Annotated in this window: 16 protein-coding genes; 3 read left to right on the forward strand and 13 right to left on the reverse strand. The window is 67.6% G+C overall.

The features are described 5' to 3' along the window. Positions 1–21: 21 nt before the first annotated feature. Complete coding sequence (locus CRO50_RS00505; protein ID WP_157791755.1) at positions 22–456, reverse strand: c-type cytochrome; 435 nt, start codon at positions 454–456, stop codon at positions 22–24. Between the two features lie 215 nt (positions 457–671). Here CRO50_RS00505 and CRO50_RS00510 point away from each other — a divergent pair, with 215 nt between their 5' ends. Further along, a complete protein-coding gene (locus CRO50_RS00510) occupies positions 672–1,016 on the forward strand; it encodes a DUF2794 domain-containing protein (RefSeq protein ID WP_097143922.1) in 345 nt (114 codons plus the stop codon). Here the strand turns inward: CRO50_RS00510 and CRO50_RS00515 are convergent. From CRO50_RS00515 to CRO50_RS00525, 3 genes are all read right to left on the reverse strand, one after another. Then, positions 1,013–1,837, reverse strand: coding sequence for a C40 family peptidase (locus CRO50_RS00515; protein ID WP_232617785.1), 825 nt, complete (start codon positions 1,835–1,837; stop codon positions 1,013–1,015). The two genes, CRO50_RS00510 and CRO50_RS00515, sit on opposite strands and share 4 nt — an antisense overlap. Then, complete coding sequence (locus tag CRO50_RS00520; protein WP_179747178.1) at positions 1,834–3,231, reverse strand: leucyl aminopeptidase family protein; 1,398 nt, start codon at positions 3,229–3,231, stop codon at positions 1,834–1,836. The genes CRO50_RS00515 and CRO50_RS00520 overlap by 4 nt, the downstream gene beginning before the upstream one ends. 92 nt (positions 3,232–3,323) lie before the next feature. After that, a complete protein-coding gene (locus CRO50_RS00525) occupies positions 3,324–3,725 on the reverse strand; it encodes a hypothetical protein (protein ID WP_097144661.1) in 402 nt (133 codons plus the stop codon). Positions 3,726–3,919: 194 nt separating this feature from the next. Between CRO50_RS00525 and CRO50_RS00530 the strand changes: the two genes are divergently transcribed. Beyond that, complete coding sequence (locus tag CRO50_RS00530) at positions 3,920–4,570, forward strand: carbonic anhydrase (protein ID WP_097143923.1); 651 nt, start codon at positions 3,920–3,922, stop codon at positions 4,568–4,570. Positions 4,571–4,688: 118 nt separating this feature from the next. Here CRO50_RS00530 and CRO50_RS00535 read toward each other — a convergent pair whose 3' ends face one another. The 9 genes from CRO50_RS00535 to CRO50_RS00575 form a co-directional block, all read right to left on the reverse strand. Continuing rightward, entirely contained in the window at positions 4,689–6,326 is a 1,638-nt protein-coding gene (locus CRO50_RS00535) for a DUF4139 domain-containing protein (protein WP_157791754.1), read from the reverse strand. A 198-nt stretch (positions 6,327–6,524) separates the two neighbouring features. Beyond that, entirely contained in the window at positions 6,525–7,547 is a 1,023-nt protein-coding gene (locus CRO50_RS00540) for an aspartate-semialdehyde dehydrogenase (RefSeq protein WP_097143925.1), read from the reverse strand. Between the two features lie 262 nt (positions 7,548–7,809). Then, complete coding sequence (locus CRO50_RS00545) at positions 7,810–8,550, reverse strand: SDR family oxidoreductase (RefSeq protein WP_097143926.1); 741 nt, start codon at positions 8,548–8,550, stop codon at positions 7,810–7,812. Between the two features lie 13 nt (positions 8,551–8,563). Continuing rightward, on the reverse strand, positions 8,564–10,015 hold the full coding sequence (locus tag CRO50_RS00550) for an aldehyde dehydrogenase family protein (RefSeq protein WP_097143927.1): 1,452 nt from the start codon (positions 10,013–10,015) through the stop codon (positions 8,564–8,566). Positions 10,016–10,039: 24 nt separating this feature from the next. Beyond that, positions 10,040–11,629 (reverse strand): ABC transporter ATP-binding protein, encoded by a 1,590-nt coding sequence (locus tag CRO50_RS00555; protein WP_097143928.1) that lies wholly within the window; start codon positions 11,627–11,629, stop codon positions 10,040–10,042. After that, a complete protein-coding gene (locus CRO50_RS00560; RefSeq protein WP_179747179.1) occupies positions 11,626–12,483 on the reverse strand; it encodes an ABC transporter permease in 858 nt (285 codons plus the stop codon). The genes CRO50_RS00555 and CRO50_RS00560 overlap by 4 nt, the downstream gene beginning before the upstream one ends. Next, positions 12,483–13,427: an ABC transporter permease gene (locus CRO50_RS00565; protein WP_097143929.1), complete on the reverse strand. Its 945-nt coding sequence runs from the start codon at positions 13,425–13,427 to the stop codon at positions 12,483–12,485. The genes CRO50_RS00560 and CRO50_RS00565 overlap by 1 nt, the downstream gene beginning before the upstream one ends. A gap of 217 nt (positions 13,428–13,644) precedes the next feature. Then, positions 13,645–15,120 (reverse strand): ABC transporter substrate-binding protein, encoded by a 1,476-nt coding sequence (locus tag CRO50_RS00570; protein ID WP_097143930.1) that lies wholly within the window; start codon positions 15,118–15,120, stop codon positions 13,645–13,647. A 164-nt stretch (positions 15,121–15,284) separates the two neighbouring features. Beyond that, entirely contained in the window at positions 15,285–16,586 is a 1,302-nt protein-coding gene (locus CRO50_RS00575; RefSeq protein ID WP_097143931.1) for an acetylornithine deacetylase/succinyl-diaminopimelate desuccinylase family protein, read from the reverse strand. A 110-nt stretch (positions 16,587–16,696) separates the two neighbouring features. Here CRO50_RS00575 and CRO50_RS00580 point away from each other — a divergent pair, with 110 nt between their 5' ends. After that, positions 16,697–17,239 carry a PAS and helix-turn-helix domain-containing protein gene (locus CRO50_RS00580; RefSeq protein WP_179747180.1) on the forward strand — a complete coding sequence of 181 codons (543 nt, stop codon included), beginning with the start codon at positions 16,697–16,699 and terminating at the stop codon, positions 17,237–17,239. Positions 17,240–17,242 lie beyond the last annotated feature (3 nt).

Consider the following 17,242-nt stretch of genomic DNA (forward strand, 5'->3'; position numbering starts at 1 on the left):
GGACCCGCCGCGTCCCGCGGATCAATCCACGCGATAGGCCTTGTGGCAGGCGCCGCAGGCGCCACCGATACCGCCGAAGCCGGCCTTCAGGCTGTCGACACTGTCGGTCTCAAGCGCCAGCGCGGCCGTTTCAAGGTTGGCGGCGAAGCCGGTGAACTCGTCCCAGTTGTCCCAGATCGCCGGCGAGGCCTCGGATTCGGGGTCGGTCTCGTTGGCCTCGAACTTCTCGGGGATCATGGCGGCGGCGGCGGCCAGGGCCGCCTGTGCCTCGCCTGCCTTGGCGGCGTCGAAATCGACCTTGCCCTGCACCATGCCACCGATCACGGCGAAATTGGCGCGGATGGTGCCCATGAGCTCCATGCGTTCCTTGACCACCTCGTTGGTCACCTCGGCATGGGCGAATGCCGTGCCGGTAATGCCGCACACGGCGATAATTGCTGCAAGTCTTAGCTTCATTGGAAATGCTCCACGTTGCGATCTGTTCATAGACTACTGCCGCAAGCCTATCCGCCAAGCGGGCTGTTGACGTATCACGAATTGTTCAGCCTTTTTCGGTAAGCATCCGCCGATGGACGGGCCAGCTGCCCGAGAAATCCCCGACCGGGAAACCGCCGTACCCGGCCCGGCAAAACCACCTTGATTTTGCCCTTCGGCAGGCGCAGGCTTGACCCATGAACATGCAGCCCCAAGCCCCGATACCGGGGGTCTCGGCCGACCAGGTGGCCTTTCACCGCACCGAGCTGAGCGTGATCCTCTCTCTCTACGGTCGTTTCGTGGCCGCGGGCGAGTGGCGTGACTATGGGATCTCCTCGCTGCGCGAGATGGCCGTCTTCTCGGTCTTCCGCCGCTCTGCAGAATTCCCCCTCTACCGGATCGAGAAACGCCCGAAGCTGCGCAACAAGCAGGGCATGTACGCGGTGGTGGGCATGGATGGGCAGGTGCTGCGCCGGGGGCATGACCTGAAGACCGTGCTGCGGGTGCTGGAACGCAAGCTGATCCGCTCGGTCGAGGACTAGAGCCGGCGCCGCGCGATGACCGCGTCGTCCATGCGCGCCATCGCCGCCGAGAGACCCTCGTAGGCGACGTTCATGCTGTAGCCATTGGCGTGCAGGATCTGGTCCGGCCCGCTGACCCAGGCCACGTGGCCCTTCCAGAAAAGCAGGTCTCCGCGTTGCAGGCGGGCGCTTTCGGGCAGGGCCTGACCCAGCTCCGCCGCCTGCATGTCGCTGTCGCCCGGACAGGCGATGCCGCAGGCATGGCAGGCCAGCTGCACGAGGCCGGAACAATCGATCCCCCCGGCCCCGTTCGCGCCCCAGAGATAGGGCATCCCCAGCAGCCTCTCGGCGACCTCGACCGGGTCCGTCTGCGGGCGGCGCCCGATGTTCAGGTGATTGGCGGGGATATGGCCGATGTCGCAGCGCGCCCAGCCCTTCGCCTCCTCCAGCACATGCACCCCGGCACCGAAGCTCAGCCGGGACCGCGCCATGGAGCGCGCGTTCGGCGCCTCCCAGACCAGGGTCTCGCGGCAGGCCACGCTTGCATTGGGGGCGGGCTGGACGGCGGGCGCCAGCGCCGCGGTGTCCAGATAGCCGGTGTAGCCGTCGGCCTCGGCCTCGACGAAGGCAAAGCCCTGGTGGAACTCGTAGACCCGCAGCGCCGCACCGCGCAGCAGCTGCCGGTCGCGGGCACCGCCCGGCGCATCCAGCAGATCGGCGGCCTCGGCGCCCAGCAGGCGGGCCTCGCCCTGCAGGTAGGTCACGTCCCCCGCCTGCCCGCGCAGCCGCTCGGCGGCGACACGGGCGTTGGCGGGCCAGCGGCGGTCGCGCGCCGCGCTCACAGGCTCAGCAGGCCCGGCAGGGCGGCGTGCAGCGCCCGGATGCCCATGCCCGCGCCGCCCTTGGGCCGGCCCGGCAGGGGCGAGGGCACCCAGCCGTAGATGTCGAAATGCGTGTAGCGCGTGCCCTGCCCGGCGAAGCGGCGCAGGAAGAGCGCCGCGGTGATCGCCCCGGCGAAACCACCCTTCGGCGCATTGTCGAGATCGGCGATGCCGGGTTCGATCATGGTCTCGTAGGGCTCGTGGAAGGGCAGGCGCCAGACCGGATCGGCCACTACCCCGGCGGCGGCCTCCAGCCCATGCGCGACATTGATGTCATCGGTGAAGAAGGGCGAGAGGTCAGGCCCCACGGCCACCCGCGCCGCGCCGGTCAGCGTGGCGAAGGAGATCATCAGGTCAGGCTCTTCCTCGGCCCCGTAGGCCAGGGCATCGGCCAGCACCAGCCGCCCCTCGGCATCGGTGTTGTTGATCTCGACGGTCAGGCCATTGCGGGCGGTCAGGATGTCCCCGGGACGGAAGGCGGGGCCCGCAACGGCATTCTCGACCGCCGGGATCAGCACCCGCAGCCGGATCGGCAGCCCGCGCGCCATGATGATCGAGGCCAGGCCCAGCACGTTGGCCGCGCCGCCCATGTCCTTCTTCATCAACCCCATCGAGGCGCCGGGCTTCAGGTTCAGCCCGCCGGTGTCGAAGCAGACGCCCTTGCCGACCAGGGTCAACGCCGGGCCATCATCGCCCCAGCGGATATCGATCAGCCGCGGCGCGCGATCCGGCGCGGCTGCACGGCCGACGGTATGGATCAGCGGGAAGTTCTGCTCCAGCAGCGCCTCGCTGCCGGTGACCTCGATGCTGGCGCCATGGCTCTCGGCCAGCTTGCGGGCCGCCGCTTCCAGGTCGGCGGGGCCCATGTCCTCGGCGGGGATGTTGATCAGGTCGCGGGTCAGGGCTTCGCCGGCGGCAATCGCCTCGACCCGCGCGGCGTCGATACCCTCGGGCGCCACGAGACGCGCGCCCCTGGCCGGCTGGGTGCGGTAGCGGTCGAAGGTATAACTGCCCAGAAGCCAGCCCAGGGCTTCGACCTCGAGTTGCTCATGGGAGAGATCGCTGTGCAGCCGATAGGCCCCGGCGGGCAGCTGCGCCGCGGCGGCGGCCAGCCAGAAGCGCCCCCGCAGACGCGCGGCGCCGTCGCCATATCCGGCCAGCGCCAGCGCGGGGGCCCCGCCCTCGCCCGGCACCACCAGGGCCTGGCCAAGCGCGCCGGTGAAACCCATGGCGCTGGCCCAGGCCGCGGCCTCGGGCTTGTCCTGCAAGAGCGCCTCGAGCCCCTCGGCCTCGACAAGATAGAGCGGCAGGGCCTCGGTCTCGGACGGCAGGAAGGTCATGATGTCGGGGGTCATCGGAATACTCTTGGAAAGGTCAGCTTTGCCCCAGCCTAGTCCAGCGCGCCGTGCCCGCAAGTGCAATCCATGGCTGTCTCGGCGTGACCCCGCTAGAGTGTCGCGTCCTGCAGGTCCCAGATCGCGGTGAGAGAGCGCTCTCCCACCCGCAGCAGCCGCGACAGCGTGGCCGCCAGCGCCACCTGGTCACCAGCGTCGATGCAGCCTGTCACGTCCTCGGCCACGGCGCAGAGCGCCCGCATCCCCACCTGCTCGGAAATCGCCACCAGAGACCGCGCCGATTTGCGCATGTCGACCATCCGGTCCTGCCGGTAAAGCCGTTCCGTATGCGACAGCCGCACCGCGATCTCCTCCATCGCGCGACAGACGACATCCTCGGCGCCCACGTCGCCAAGCCGCATGTACAGGTCCCTCAGCCTGTCCGCATCAAGCCGGACCGGCTCCTCCTGCGTCAGAACCAGGATCTGGTCCACGATCTCACCCCCTTCCACCATTGCCCCCACGGCAGAGGGCACAATCGCCCGTGGAAGTTCCTAAATCCTTGATCCGGTGCGCTTTGGCGTCACGAACTGCCGGGAAAGCTTCAGGCATTTTCCTTCAATTCGCCGTCAATCGACCCATTCCCGTTTGCCGCGCCCGCCTGTCCGCCTATATTCGCCGAAACGTAAAATCATCAGCGGAGTCCCGGATGCATCGAGCCAAGCCCCTGCCAAACCTGCTGGTCCAGCGCTACCACGGCTGGAAGGCCACCACCTTTGCCGAGAACAAGAGCTGGTATCGACGCCTGGCCGAAGAGGGACAGCGCCCGAAGACGATGCTCATCTCCTGCTGCGATAGCCGGGTGCATGTCACCTCGCTGTTCGGCGCCGACCAGGGAGAGTTCTTCATCCACCGCAACATCGCCAACCTGGTCCCCCCCTACGAGCCCGACGGCAACCAGCACGGCACCTCGGCGGCGGTGGAATACGCGGTCAACGCGCTGAAGGTGGCGCATGTGGTGGTGATGGGCCATTCCTCCTGCGGGGGCGTGGCGGGTTGCCATGCCATGTGCTCGGGCCAGGCCCCCGAGCTGGAGGAGAAATCCAGCTTCGTCGGTCGCTGGATGGACATTCTGCGCCCCGGTTACGAGCGCATCAAGGATATCGAGGGCGAGCCCGCGCAGCGCGCAGCGCTCGAGCGCGAGGCGGTGCTGGTCTCGCTCGAGAACCTGATGACCTTCCCCTTCGTGCGCGACCGCGTCGAGGCCGGAGAGCTCTCGGTCCATGGTCTCTGGCACGACATCGCCAATGGCGCGCTGGAACAATACCTGGCCACCGAGAAGGCCTTCAGCCCGATCTGATCCGGCCCTGCGCCCGACCTGGAAAAGCAATGCCCGCCGGAGGTCTCCGGCGGGCATTTTCCTTCAGGGGCCAGTTTCTGTAGGGAGCAGGCGGCCCAAAGCTTCGGGCCGTGATGGCTCAGCGCAGCACCTTGCCATCGGGCCAGGTGACCTCGTGCTCCAGCCGGATCTCCTGCTCGGCCCCGGCGTCCAGCGTGAACTGCCATTCCAGCACGCCCTTGCGGTCGTCGAAATCGACCACGTCGGGCTCCAGGTCGGCGCTCCATTCGATCTGCAGGTCCTCCTGCTCGGAATAGGGCACCCGGTCCAGCAGGCGCAGGTCCCAGGCCTGGTCGGTGCGGTTCTCGACCCGCAGGGTCACCGCTTCCTGCCGGGTGTTGGAGCGCGAGATCACCCCGCGGTCGCCCTCCATGCGGTCTTTCTGCCGGCTGAGGCGCAGCCCGTCGATGGGGCCGAAGCTCCATTCCGTCTCCTCGCCCGCCGGCACCAGCTCGATATGGCTGCGGCCGACGTAGGTGCCATCCCGGAAGAGCTGCGCCATGCCCGGCAGCAGCAGCTCGCCGCTGTCATTGGTCAGGCTGGCCACCAGGAAGGCGCTGTCGTCATAGAGCGGCACGGCACGGGCGAAGACCTCGGGCGAAAGCTCCACCTGCCCGAGCGAGATCTTCACCGCGTCGGCGCCATTGGCGACGGTCACCGGCTGCGGCGCGGCATAGGTCACGTTGATGCCGTCGAAGCCCGCCACGGCCTTCTCCTCCATCACGGGCTCGGCCATCAGCGCCATGTCCGCGCCCTCGGCACGGGCCATCGGACGCGGCTGCGGCACCGGGCGCGGCATCTCGTCGGGATCGAAGATGCTCAGCCTGTCGCCCATCACCTGCCCCGGAGCGATCTGCCCTGCCGGCCGCGCGGTCGAGAAGGTCACCGCCACATCCTGCCAGTCCTCTCCGGTCGACTGCTGCAGATAGGCCCCGCGCGCCAGCGCCAGCGCGGGCGCGTCGCCGGTGGTCAGATAGGCGTCATAGGCGGGCCGCCAGGAGGCCTGCCAGCTGGCGTAGCTGAGCGTCAGCTCGCCCGAGGCGGCCTCGGGGGCCTCGACCTCGATCACCAGCACCGATTGCTCCTCCGAGGCGGTCAGCAGCGCCTCCAGCGCGGCCTGCGCCTCTTCCAGGTCCTCCTCCAGCGGGCGGCGTTCCTCGCGGATGGCGCGGGCCTCCTGCTCTGCGGCCAGGGCGGCTTCGCGGGCCTTCAGGCCTTCGCCGCCCACGAGGTCCAGCAGCTCTTCCAGGCGGTCGGCATCGGCGCTGCCGGCGGCCTCGGTGCCGCCGAGGCGGGTCAGGAAGTCGATACGGTCGCGGGCGGCTTCCGCCTTCAGCTCGGCGGCGCGGGCGCGGTCCTCGACCGCCTGCAGCTGCGCCTCGACCTCGCGCACGGCCTGGCGGGCGGCGGCGATCTCGGGGGATTCCTCGGCGCCCGAGGGCGGCACGGCGCGGTCGCGGTAGGAAATCGTGCCGATCACCAGCCCCTCGGCCTGCAGGCGCAGGGTGTCGATGTCGATCAGCGGCATGCCGGTCAGCACCACCTGGTGCCGCCCGGCGGGCAGGTCGAAGCTGGCGGAACGCTGGATGGTGGCGCCCTGCGGGTAGAGCGTGGCGGCGGTGACGGCGCTGTCGGTGGGGAAAACATCCGCCCAGGCCGTGGTGCCGGCCATGGCGGCGACAAGGGCGAGGGTCGAGATATGGGTGATGCGGCGCATACGGTCCTCCTTGGGTGCTTGACCAAAAGGGAAACCCATTGGCGCGGCGAGTCCAAGTGAACTTCTCGTTCATTTCCCGCGCCGCGCCGCGCACCGGCGGGGCGCCGCCGAAAACCCCCGCCATGAGCGGGTTCCCCCCGGAAACGCGAAACGGCGCGGGATCTCCGCGCCGTTTGCCATTCACGATGAAGTGAGAGCTCAGCCCTTCTTCAGCACCTTCTGACCCAGGGTCTCGGCGATCTGCACGGCGTTCAGGGCCGCGCCCTTGCGCAGGTTGTCCGAAACGCACCACAGGTTGATGCCGTTCTCGACGGTCACGTCCTGGCGGATGCGGCTGATGAAGGTGGCGAAGTCGCCGACGCATTCGATCGGGGTGACGTAGCCACCGTCCTCGCGCTTGTCGATCACCATGATGCCCGGCGCTTCGCGCAGGATGTCACGGGCCTCGTCCTCGTCCAGGAAGTCCTCGAACTCGATGTTGATCGATTCCGAATGGCCGACGAAGACCGGCACGCGCACGCAGGTCGCGGTGACCTTGACCGAGGGGTCGAGGATCTTCTTGGTCTCGGTGACCATCTTCCACTCTTCCTTGGTGTCGCCGGAATCCAGGAAGACGTCGATATGGGGGATCACGTTGAAGGCGATCTGCTTGGGATAGACCTTGGCCTCGTAATCGTCGGTCGGGTTGTAGATCGACTTGGTCTGGTCCCAGAGCTCGTCGATGGCGTCCTTGCCCGAGCCGGACACGGCCTGGTAGGTCGAGACCACGACGCGCTTGATCTTGGCGCGGTCATGCAGCGGCTTCAGCGCCACCACCATCTGCGCGGTCGAGCAGTTCGGGTTGGCGATGATGTTCTTCTTGGAATAGCCCAGCACCGCGTCCGCGTTCACTTCCGGCACCACCAGCGGCACGTCCGGGTCGTAGCGGTAGAGCGACGAGTTATCGATCACGATGCAGCCCGCGGCGGCGGCCTTGGGGGCGAACTCCTTGGTCGGGCCCGAGCCCACGGCAAAGAGCGCCATGTCCCAGCCGGTGAAATCGAAGGTGGCAAGGTCCTGGGTCTTCAGGGTCTTGTCGCCAAAGCTGACTTCGGTCCCCAGCGACTTCCGGGATGCGAGCACGGCAATCTCGTCCACCGGGAAGTGGCGCTCGGCCAGGATGTTCAGCATTTCGCGGCCCACGTTGCCGGTGGCACCTGCGACGACGACTTTATAGCCCATGAGTAAAGACTCCTTTCAATCGGGACGGGGGTGCATACCCCATGTTCGCTTGGCTTGAAAGGGTATTGCGGTGATGGCCCATATCAAGGCAGGCGATGGATTGCCGCCGGGGAGGGGGGGCTCTGCCCCCGCCAGGCTGCGCCTGACTCCCCCGCAGTATTTTTGGCCATCGGATGTAAGCAAGGGGCTCTTGTATCTATCCGACGGCTGAAAATACTGCGGGGGGAGCGCAAAGCGCGGGGGGCAGCGCCCCCCTGCCCGATCAGATGCAGCGGCCGCCGTCGACGGTCATGCACATGCCGGTGACCATGCCGGCTTCCTCGGAGCAGAGGAAGAGCGTCGCATCGGCGATGTCCTTGGGCGTGGTGAAACGGCCCATGGGGATGGTCGACAGGAACTTCGAGCGGATCTCGGGGGTGTCCTCGCCCATGAAGCTGGTCAGCAGCGGCGTCTCGCCCGCCACCGGGTTCACCGCGTTGACGCGGATGCCCTGGGGGGCGAGCTCGACCGCCATCGAACGGGTGGCAGTGTTCACCCAGCCCTTCGAGGCATTGTACCAGGTCAGGTTCGGACGCGGAGAGATGCCCGCGGTCGAGGAGATATTGCAGATGGCGCCCGAGCCGCGCGCCTTCATGCCGGGCACGATGATCTTCGAGGCCAGGTAGATGGCTTTCATGTTCACCGCGTAGACCCGGTCGAAGTCCTCCTCGGACACCTCGTCCAGCGGGGTTGGCAGGTGGGTGACGCCGGCGTTGTTCACCAGGATGTCCACCGGGCCAAGGGCCTCTTCGGTGGCGGCAAGCATGGCCTTGACGCTGTCCTCGTCGGCGACATTCACCGCGCAGGAGGCGCCGCCGATCTCGGCGGCCACTTCGGCGGCCAGGTCGCCCTTCAGATCGGCCACCATGACCTTCGCGCCCTCTTCGGCAAAGCGCCGGGCAATGCCCGCGCCAAAGCCCTGTGCCGCGCCGGTGACGATGGCTACCTTGTCTTTCAATCGCATGTCTTGCTCCTTCTCAGCCGTGGAACGCCGCGACGGTCTTCAGCGTGGTGAAACCGTAAAGCGCCTCGAAGCCCTTCTCGCGGCCATGGCCGGATTTGCCGATACCGCCGAAGGGCAGCTCCACGCCGCCCCCGGCGCCGTAGTTGTTCAGGAACACCTGGCCAGAGCGCAGGGCGCGGGCCAGCCGCATCTGCCGCCCGCCGTCGCGCGACCAGACCGAGGCCACGAGGCCGTAGTCGGTGCCATTGGCAATGGCGATGGCCTCGGCCTCATCCTCGAAGGGGATGATGACCTGCACCGGGCCGAAGATCTCCTGCTGCGCCAGCGCGTGATTGGCATCTGCGCCCGCGAACAGCGTCGGCGGCACGTAGTAGCCGCCGCCCGGCAGTTCGCCCGGCTGCGCCTGGGCGGCCAGCTCAAGGTCTCCGCCGCGGGCGATGAAGCCCTCGACGATCTCCTTCTGGCGGGCCGAGATCAGCGGGCCGACATCCAGGTCATCGACTGCCGGGCCCATGCGCAGGGCACCGTAGCGCGCCGCCATGCCCGAGATCACCTCATCCAGCCGCGAGCGATGCACCAGGATGCGCGAGGAGGCAGAGCAGGTCTGGCCGCAGTTCTGGATACCCGCGTTCACGAGGAAGGGCATCGCCGCCTCGAGGTCCGCGTCCTCGAAGACCAGCTGGGGCGACTTGCCGCCCAGCTCCAGCGTCACCGGCACCACGTTCTTCGCTGCCGCCGCCTGCACCGCGGCGCCGGTGGCGACCGATCCGGTGAACGAGACATGGTGGATGTCCGGATGACCCGACAGGGCCGCGCCGGCCTCGGCGCCAAGGCCCGGCACCACGTTCAGCACGCCATCGGGCAGGCCCGCTTCCTTGGCCAGGTCGGCAAAGGCCAGCGCCGTTAGGCAGGCCTCTTCGGCGGGCTTCAGCACGCAGGCATTGCCCGCCGCCAGCGCCGCCCCGACCGAACGCCCGATGATCTGCATCGGGTAGTTCCAGGGCACGATATGCGCCGTCACCCCATGCGGCTCGCGCAGGGTGTAGACGGTGTAGCCGTCCAGATAGGGGATGGTCTGACCGTGCAGCTTGTCCGCCGCACCGCCGTAGAACTCGAGGTAGCGCGCCAGGGCCAGCGCATCGGCGCGGGCCTGCTTCAGCGGCTTGCCGACGTCGCGCGCCTCGATGGCGGCCAGGGCGTCGACCTTCTGCTGCACCAGCAGACCCAGGCGGGTCAGGATGCGGCCACGCTCGACGGCGGGGGTGCGATACCAGGTGCTGTCGAAGGCCTCGTGCGCGGCGGCAACGGCGGCGTCGATCTCGGCTTCGCCTCCACGGGCGATCTCGCCGATCTGCTCTCCGGTCGAGGGATCGAAGAGCGGCAGGGTGCCGGCCTGGGCCGGAACCCAGGAACCGGCGATGAGGCAGTTCGACGGATCGAACCAGAGCTCGGGGATTGCAGACATGTCTCCTCCGGGGGGGTCTTGAGGTCAGGCAGCCACATCGTCGGGCAGGCGCGGGGCCGCGGCGACGAGGGCCTGGGTATAGGAATGGGCCGGCGTGTCGAAGACCTGCTCGGTCGGGCCTTCTTCGACGATCTCGCCGGATTTCATCACCATCACCCGGTCGGTGATGGTCCGCACCACCGACAGGTCGTGCGAAATGAAGAGGTAGCTCAGCCCGTAGCGCTTCGACAGATCCGCCAGCAGGTCGAGGATCTGCGCCCGCACCTGCACGTCCAGAGCCGAGACGGCCTCGTCCAGCAGGATCAGCTCGGGCCGGGTGATCAGGGCACGGGCGATGGCGATGCGCTGGCGCTGCCCGCCCGAGAACTCGTGGATGTACTTATGCGCATCGCCGGGCGTCAGGCCGACGGCGGTCAGCGCCTCGGCGATGCGGTCCTCACGCTCGGCGCGGGGCACATCGGGGGTCAGGTGGAAGGGTTCCGCCACCAGCCGGGCCACCTTGTGACGCGGGTTGAAGCTGCCGTAGGGGTCCTGGAAGACCACCTGCATCTTGCGGCGCACCACGTCATTGGGCTTGTGGCCCGTGAAGACCGGCTCTCCGTCCAGCAGGATCTCTCCGGATTGCACCTCTTCGAGGCCGAGGATCGCGCGGGTCAGGGTGGACTTGCCGCAACCCGACTCGCCCACCAGGCCCAGGCTCTCGCCGCGCTTCAGGGTGAAGGAGACGCCCTTGACCGCCTCGATCTGGCGGCGCGCGCCGAACAGCTTCTTGGCCGGCAGCGTATAGGTGCGGCGGACCTGGCGGACCTCCAGCAGCGGGTCCTCCTGGGATTCGTCGCTGCGCTCGGGCGCATGGGTCGAGGCGGCCAGCAGGGCCTTGGAATAGGGGTGCTGCATCTGGCGGAAGATCTGCGCGGTCGGGCCTTCCTCGACCACGCGGCCCTTCTGCATAATGGCGATGTGGTCGGCCATGTCGGCCACGACGGCCAGGTCATGGGTGATCATCATCATCGCCATGCCGTCTTCCTTCACCAGCTTCTTCAGCAGGGTCAGGATCTGCGCCTGGGTGGTCACGTCCAGCGCCGTCGTCGGCTCATCCGCGATCAGCAGCTTGGGGCGCAGGGCGATGGCCATGGCGATCACCACCCGCTGGCGCTGGCCGCCCGACAGCTCGTGCGGGTAGCGCGACATGGGGAATTTCTCGGGCGGCAGCTCGGCGCGGGTCAGCGCCTCGGCGGCGCGCTCCTGGGCCACCCCGCGGCTGACCTTCTCGTGCAGCAGCACGGTCTCGGCCACCTGGTCGCCGATGGTCTTCAGCGGGTTCAGCGCCGTCATCGGCTCCTGGAAGACCATGCCGATATCGCGGCCGCGGATCTGGCACATCTCGCGCTCGGAGCGCGACAGGATATCCACGCCGTCCAGCAGCACCTCGCCCTCGGGAACGGCCCCCTCGGGCAGCAGCTGCATGGTGGCGAAGGCGGTCATCGACTTGCCCGAGCCGGATTCACCGATGACGCCCAGGATGTCTCCCCTGGCGAGGGTCAGCGAGACCTCGTGCAGGATCGGCGCGCCATGGATCGACAGCGACAGGTTGCGGATGTCGAGAAGGCTCATGTCCGGCCCCTCCGCAGCTTGGGATCGAAGAGATCGCGCAGCCCGTCACCCATCAGGTTCAGACCCAGCACGGTCAGCAGGATGGCGAGGCCGGGGAAGAGGGCCATGTGCGGCGCGAAAGAGATGAAGGTCTGGCTGTCCGCCAGCATCCGCCCCCAGGAGGGGATCGGCGGCTGCGCGCCAAGGCCGACGTAGGAAAGGCCCGCCTCGGCCAGGATGCCGAGGCTGAACTGGATGGTGCCCTGCACGATCAGCAGGTTCAGCACGTTGGGCAGGATGTGCTCGAAACTGATCCGGGCCGAGCCCTTGCCCGCCACGCGGGCCGCCAGGATGAAATCCCGGCTCCAGAGCGTCAGCGCGCCGGAGCGGGTGATGCGGGCGAAGACGGGGATGTTGAAGATGCCGATGGCGATGATCGCATTGGTGGCCGAGGGGCCGAAGGCGGCGGTGATCATCACCGCGATGACGAGGCTGGGGAAGGCAAAGACCAGGTCGTTGCCGCGCATGATCACCTCGTCCAGCAGCGAGCCCCGGCGGGCGGCGGCCCAGAGGCCGAGCGGCACGCCTGCCAGCATGCCGATGCCGACGGCCACGACCGCCACGGCGATCGAGGTGCGCGCGCCGACCATGATCATCGCCAGGATGTCGCGGCCATAGTGATCGGTGCCCAGCCAATGCGCGGCAGAGGGGCCCTTGATCTTGTTGGCGATGTCCAGCTGGGTCACGTCATAGGGCACCCAGAGGAAGCTCAGCAGCGCCGCGCCCAGGAAGACGGCGGTCAGCGCGCCGCCCAGCAGCAGGTTGCGGTTCTTCAGCGCCATGGCGGTGGTGGAGGTCTCTTCGGCAAGGCTCATCAGCGGGCCCTCAGGCGGGGGTCGACGGCGGCATAGGCCAGCTCGACCAGGAAATTCACGAGGATGACGGCGAAGACCAGCAGCATCACGACGCTCTCGACGACGACGAGGTCACGGGCCGAGATCGCCTGGAAGATCAGCCGGCCGAGGCCAGGCAGGTAGAAGACGTTCTCGATGATGATGCCGCCGGCCAGCAGGAACGAGAACTGCATGCCGATGATGGTCAGCACCGGGATCAGCGCATTGCGCAGCGCGTGGCGCCACAGCGCCTGGCGGCGTGTCAGCCCCTTGGCGCGGGCGGTGCGGATGAAGTCTTCCGAAAGGGTGTCCAGCAGGGCCGAGCGCATGACCCGCGCCAGGATCGAGGCCTGGGGCAGCGCCAGCGCGATGGCCGGCAGGGTCAGCGATTTCAGCACCGCCAGCAGGCCCGCGTCCCAGCCGGCGAAGCCGCCGGCGCTGAACCATTGCAGGTTGATGGCGAAGACCAGCACCATGAGCATGGCGAACCAGAAGTTCGGGATGGCGACGCCCAGCTGGGTCAGGCCCATGATCGAGACATCGCTGACCGAACCGCGCCGCGAGGCGGCCCAGATCCCCACCGGGAAGGCGATCACCACGGTCAGCGCCAGCGAGAACAGCGCCAGCGGCAGCGAGACCGCCAGCCGGTCGGCGATCATCTGCGCAACCGGCGTGCGGTAGGTATAGGAGATGCCGAAATCGCCCTGCAGCAGCCCGGTGACCCAGGCGAAGTAGCGGGCCACCATGGGCTGATCCAGCCCCAGCTCGGTGCGCAGGGCGGCCAGGGTGTCGGGCTGGGCATTGACCCCCAGCATGATCGAGGCCGGATCGCCCGGCAGCACTTCGATGGCGAAGAAGATCACCACCGAGGCCACGGCCAGGCTGAGGCAGAGCGACAGGAAACGGGTCAGCGTGTAACGCAGCATATGTATTCAGCGGTCCCAGAGCTGTGAGGGGGGTGGGGGCGCTGCCCCCGTCCGCGTCGCGGACTCCCCCGGAGTATTTTTAGCCTGGTGATGATATGGGCCCTAATTCATCACCAGGCTGAAAATACTCCCGCCGGAGGCATCCACCGCCTGCCGGGGGTGACCGGATGGGCGGCGGGGCGGAATGGGGGCCGCAGCGGTTGCGGCCCCCCTTGTCTTACTTCTCCCAGTAGACCCCGGTCAGGTCCGTTGCCTGGGTGGGCATGTTGACCCAGAGCCCCTCGACACCGGTCTTGGCGACCGTGTGCAGCGGCAGTTCAAAGAGGAAGCCCGAGACGTAGTCCTCGGCCAGCATGGTCTGCGCCGACTTCAGCAGCTCGGAGCGCACCGCCGGATCGCTTTCCACGTCCAGCTTGGCCATCACGTCCTGGAAGGCCGGATTGTCGTACTGGAAGTAGTAATCCGGGTTGGCATAGGCGTTGATGTCCATCGGCTCGGTGTGGCTGATGATCGTCAGGTCGTAGTCATGGGCGTTGCGGAAGGTGTTCTCCAGCCACTGGGCCCATTCGACGTTCTCGATCTCGGGCTCGATGCCGACGGCGCGCAGCTGCGCGGCCACGATCTCGCCGCCGCGACGGGCGTAGGAGGGCGGCGGCAGGGTCATCTTGACCTTCAGCGGCAGGGCAACGCCCGCCTCTTCCAGCAGCGCCTTCGACTTCTCGGGGTCGTAGTCCGAGAGGCCGGTCAGATCGACGTAATCGGGGTTGTGCGGCGCGAAGAAGGTGCCGATCGGCGTGCCGTAGCCGAACATGGCGCCGTCGATGATGTCCTGACGGTTGATGGCATGGGCCACGGCCTCACGCACCAGCTTGTTCGAGAAGGGCTCGCGGCCGTTGTTCATCGCCAGGATGGTCTCGCCCTCGGTCGAGCCGATGAGCACCTTGAAGCGCGGGTCGGCGTCGAACTGCGGCAGGTTCTCGGGCGCGGGGAAGGCCACGAAGGCATCCACGTCCCCGGCCATCATGGCGGCGAAACCGGCGGTCGGGTCCGAGATGTACTTGAAGGTCGCGGCATCCAGCATGGCGGGCTCGCCCCAGTAGTCGGGGTTCTTCGCCAGCGAGATCGAATCGCCCTGCACCCAGCCGTCGAAGGTGAAGGCACCGGTGCCGACGGGGGCGGTCTTGATGTCGTCGATGCTTTCCGGCGCGACGATCACGGCGTCACCCCAGGCCATCTTGAACAGGAACAGGCCATCGGGCGCCGAGAGGGTCACCTTGACGGTGGCGGGGTCCACGGCCTCGACGCTCTCGATACCGGCGAAGAGCGTCTTCTGCGCGTTCACGCTGTCCTCGCCACGGGCACGGTCCAGCGAGAAGACCACGTCGGTGGCCTCGAAGTCGGTGCCGTCGTGGAACTTGGCGCCCTCGACGAGGTGGAAAGTATAGGTCAGGCCGTCCTCGGAAATCTCCCAGGAGGAGGCCAGGCCCGGATTGACCGACCCATCGGGGCCGAAGCGGGTCAGGCCCTCGAAGATATTGGCATAGACCACCTGGTCGATGGCCCCGGCCGCGGCCGAGGTCGGATCGAGATGCGGCGGTTCCAGCTGCAGTGCAACGGTCAGGCTGTCCTGCGCCAGCACCGGCCCTGCGGCCATGGCCGCGGCCAGTGCCACGGCGGAAATCTTGGCTTTCATGTCAAACTCCCTGTTTGTCACCCTTTTTCGGGCATTGCCGGTGTCGCCACCGGGTCGGGGCCCGAAGGCTCCCTTTCATCATCCCCGGATTGCCGGTCGGGGTCCAGCGCGGCATTTGCCGCATATGGACCCGACATGTGTCAATGCCGGGGTCGATAGATGCCTCACGCCGTGCTGCCATCCGAAGTCAGCAGGTCGGCGAGCGAAAGGGCCATGACCTCGGCCGATTGCATCATGTCCTCGACGCCGACGTATTCGTCGGGCTTGTGGGCCAGGTCCAGGATGCCGGGACCATAGGCGATGCAGTTCTTCAGGCGGCCGATACGGTCGATGTGCTTCTGGTCATAGGTGCCGGGGCTGACCACGTATTGCGGCGCCGCGCCCATGGTCTCCTGGATGGCGCGGGTCACCGACTGGACCACCGGCGCATCCTGCTCGGTCATCGAGGGCAGCACGCGCATCATCTCGCGCATGTCGTAGCTGAAGTTCGGGCGCTCGGCCTTCACCTTGTCCAGCACGGTCTTCATCTCTCCGATCACCTCGTCGATGCTTTCCTCGATCAGGAAGCGACGGTCGATGACCATGCGGGCGCTGTCGGGGACGCAGGGGCTGGGCAGCGCGTTCACGTCACGCGGGATCTCGGCCTGGCCGCCGTGCAGCGAGTTGATGTTCAGCGTCGACTGCTTGGCCCCCTCGGGCACCACCGGCATCGCCGTGTGCTTCTGGGCCAGCGCCGGGAACAGGCTTTCCTCCATCTCGTGCAGCACCGCGCCCATGTGGCGCACGGCGCAATCGCCGAGGAAGGGCATGGAGCCATGGGCGATCTCGCCATGGGTCTCGATCTCGGCCCACCAGACGCCGCGGTGACCCAGGCAGATGCGGTCCTTGTTCAGCGGCTCGGGGATGATGACGTGATCGACCTTGGCGTAGAACCCCTTCTCGGCCAGGTAGGCCACGCCGCCGAAGCCGCCGGATTCCTCGTCCGCGGTGCCCGAGATCTCGATGGCACCGTTGAAATCGGGGCAGGTGGCGATGAAGGCTTCCGCCGCGATGATCGAGGCCGCGAGGCCCCCCTTCATGTCGCAGGCGCCACGGCCATAGATCTTGCCGTCCTTCAGCTCTCCGCCGAAGGGATCGGTGGTCCACCCCTTGCCCACGTCCACCACGTCGATATGACTGTTGAAATGAACACATTCGCCGGCATGTTTACCTTCGCGGCGCGCAACGATGTTCCAGCGCGGATAGGCATCGCTGTCACCGATGGCCCCGTGGGCGCGCACCAGCTGCGTTTCAAACCCCGAGGCCTTCAGGCGACGGTCAAGGTATTCGCAGATCTCCAGGTAGTTCTCGCCCGGCGGGTTCAGCGTCGGAATGCGGATCAGGTCCTGGGTCAGCGCGATCAGATCGTCGCGCCGCTCGGCAATGGCCGCATGCAGGGCGGCCTTGATGGGGCTGAGGTCTTTCATCCGGTCAGATTGCTATGCAAAAAGATACGGTGCCAATACCGTAGGACTACGGTATCAGGGCCCGAGACGCGGAGATCCTCCGCGCCAGGACAAGGGGCAACCCATTGGAAATGAACGAATTAGAGCGCATCGCCTGGGACTACGCGCCACAGGGGCTGGTGCTGGCCGAGGACCGTATCATCCGGGCCTGCAACCGGCCCTTTGCCGAAATGGTAGGCCGTGAGACCGCAGAGCTGATCGGGCAGAGCTTCCGGGTGCTCTACACCTCGGACACCGAGTTCCGCACCATCCGCGATGTCGGCATGGAGGCGCTGCAGAAGGGCGGGCTCTATTCGGACGAACGCATGATGCACCGCGCCGATGGCGAGGCCTTCTGGGTCCGCTTCCGGGCCCGCACCATGACCCCCGAGGCGCCGCTGGCCCGCGTGGTGATGAGCTTCGCGCCCCTGGGCCGGGCCGAGGGGGCGCGGCTGACACCGCGCGAACGCGACGTGGTCTCGGGCCTGGCGCGCGGTCAGACCTCGAAAGAGATCGCCCGCGCGCTGGATCTGTCACCCCGCACGATCGAGGACGTGCGGGCGCGCCTTCTGAAGAAACACGGAGAGCGCAGCGCCGCCGGGTTGATCCGGCGGCTGGCGGGGCCCGGTCTCTAGGCC

The sequence above is a fragment of the Pseudooceanicola antarcticus genome (assembly GCF_900215355.1).
GTDB classification, from domain to species: Bacteria; Pseudomonadota; Alphaproteobacteria; order Rhodobacterales; family Rhodobacteraceae; genus Pseudooceanicola; species Pseudooceanicola antarcticus.

Excerpts from the sequence above, each read along its gene's own strand:
- CRO50_RS00545 (WP_097143926.1), bottom strand. The coding sequence starts at position 8,550 with ATGCGATTGAAAGACAAGGTAGCCATCGTCACCGGCGCGGCACAGGGC.
- CRO50_RS00565 (WP_097143929.1), bottom strand. The coding sequence starts at position 13,427 with ATGCTGCGTTACACGCTGACCCGTTTCCTGTCGCTCTGCCTCAGCCTG.
- CRO50_RS00525 (WP_097144661.1), bottom strand. The coding sequence starts at position 3,725 with ATGGTGGAAGGGGGTGAGATCGTGGACCAGATCCTGGTTCTGACGCAG.
- CRO50_RS00570 (WP_097143930.1), bottom strand. The coding sequence starts at position 15,120 with ATGAAAGCCAAGATTTCCGCCGTGGCACTGGCCGCGGCCATGGCCGCA.
- CRO50_RS00550 (WP_097143927.1), bottom strand. The coding sequence starts at position 10,015 with ATGTCTGCAATCCCCGAGCTCTGGTTCGATCCGTCGAACTGCCTCATC.
- CRO50_RS00575 (WP_097143931.1), bottom strand. The coding sequence starts at position 16,586 with ATGAAAGACCTCAGCCCCATCAAGGCCGCCCTGCATGCGGCCATTGCC.
- CRO50_RS00555 (WP_097143928.1), bottom strand. The coding sequence starts at position 11,629 with ATGAGCCTTCTCGACATCCGCAACCTGTCGCTGTCGATCCATGGCGCG.
- CRO50_RS00535 (WP_157791754.1), bottom strand. The coding sequence starts at position 6,326 with ATGCGCCGCATCACCCATATCTCGACCCTCGCCCTTGTCGCCGCCATG.
- CRO50_RS00520 (WP_179747178.1), bottom strand. The coding sequence starts at position 3,231 with ATGACCCCCGACATCATGACCTTCCTGCCGTCCGAGACCGAGGCCCTG.
- CRO50_RS00530 (WP_097143923.1), top strand. The coding sequence starts at position 3,920 with ATGCATCGAGCCAAGCCCCTGCCAAACCTGCTGGTCCAGCGCTACCAC.
- CRO50_RS00510 (WP_097143922.1), top strand. The coding sequence starts at position 672 with ATGAACATGCAGCCCCAAGCCCCGATACCGGGGGTCTCGGCCGACCAG.
- CRO50_RS00580 (WP_179747180.1), top strand. The coding sequence starts at position 16,697 with ATGAACGAATTAGAGCGCATCGCCTGGGACTACGCGCCACAGGGGCTG.
- CRO50_RS00540 (WP_097143925.1), bottom strand. The coding sequence starts at position 7,547 with ATGGGCTATAAAGTCGTCGTCGCAGGTGCCACCGGCAACGTGGGCCGC.
- CRO50_RS00505 (WP_157791755.1), bottom strand. The coding sequence starts at position 456 with ATGAAGCTAAGACTTGCAGCAATTATCGCCGTGTGCGGCATTACCGGC.
- CRO50_RS00560 (WP_179747179.1), bottom strand. The coding sequence starts at position 12,483 with ATGAGCCTTGCCGAAGAGACCTCCACCACCGCCATGGCGCTGAAGAAC.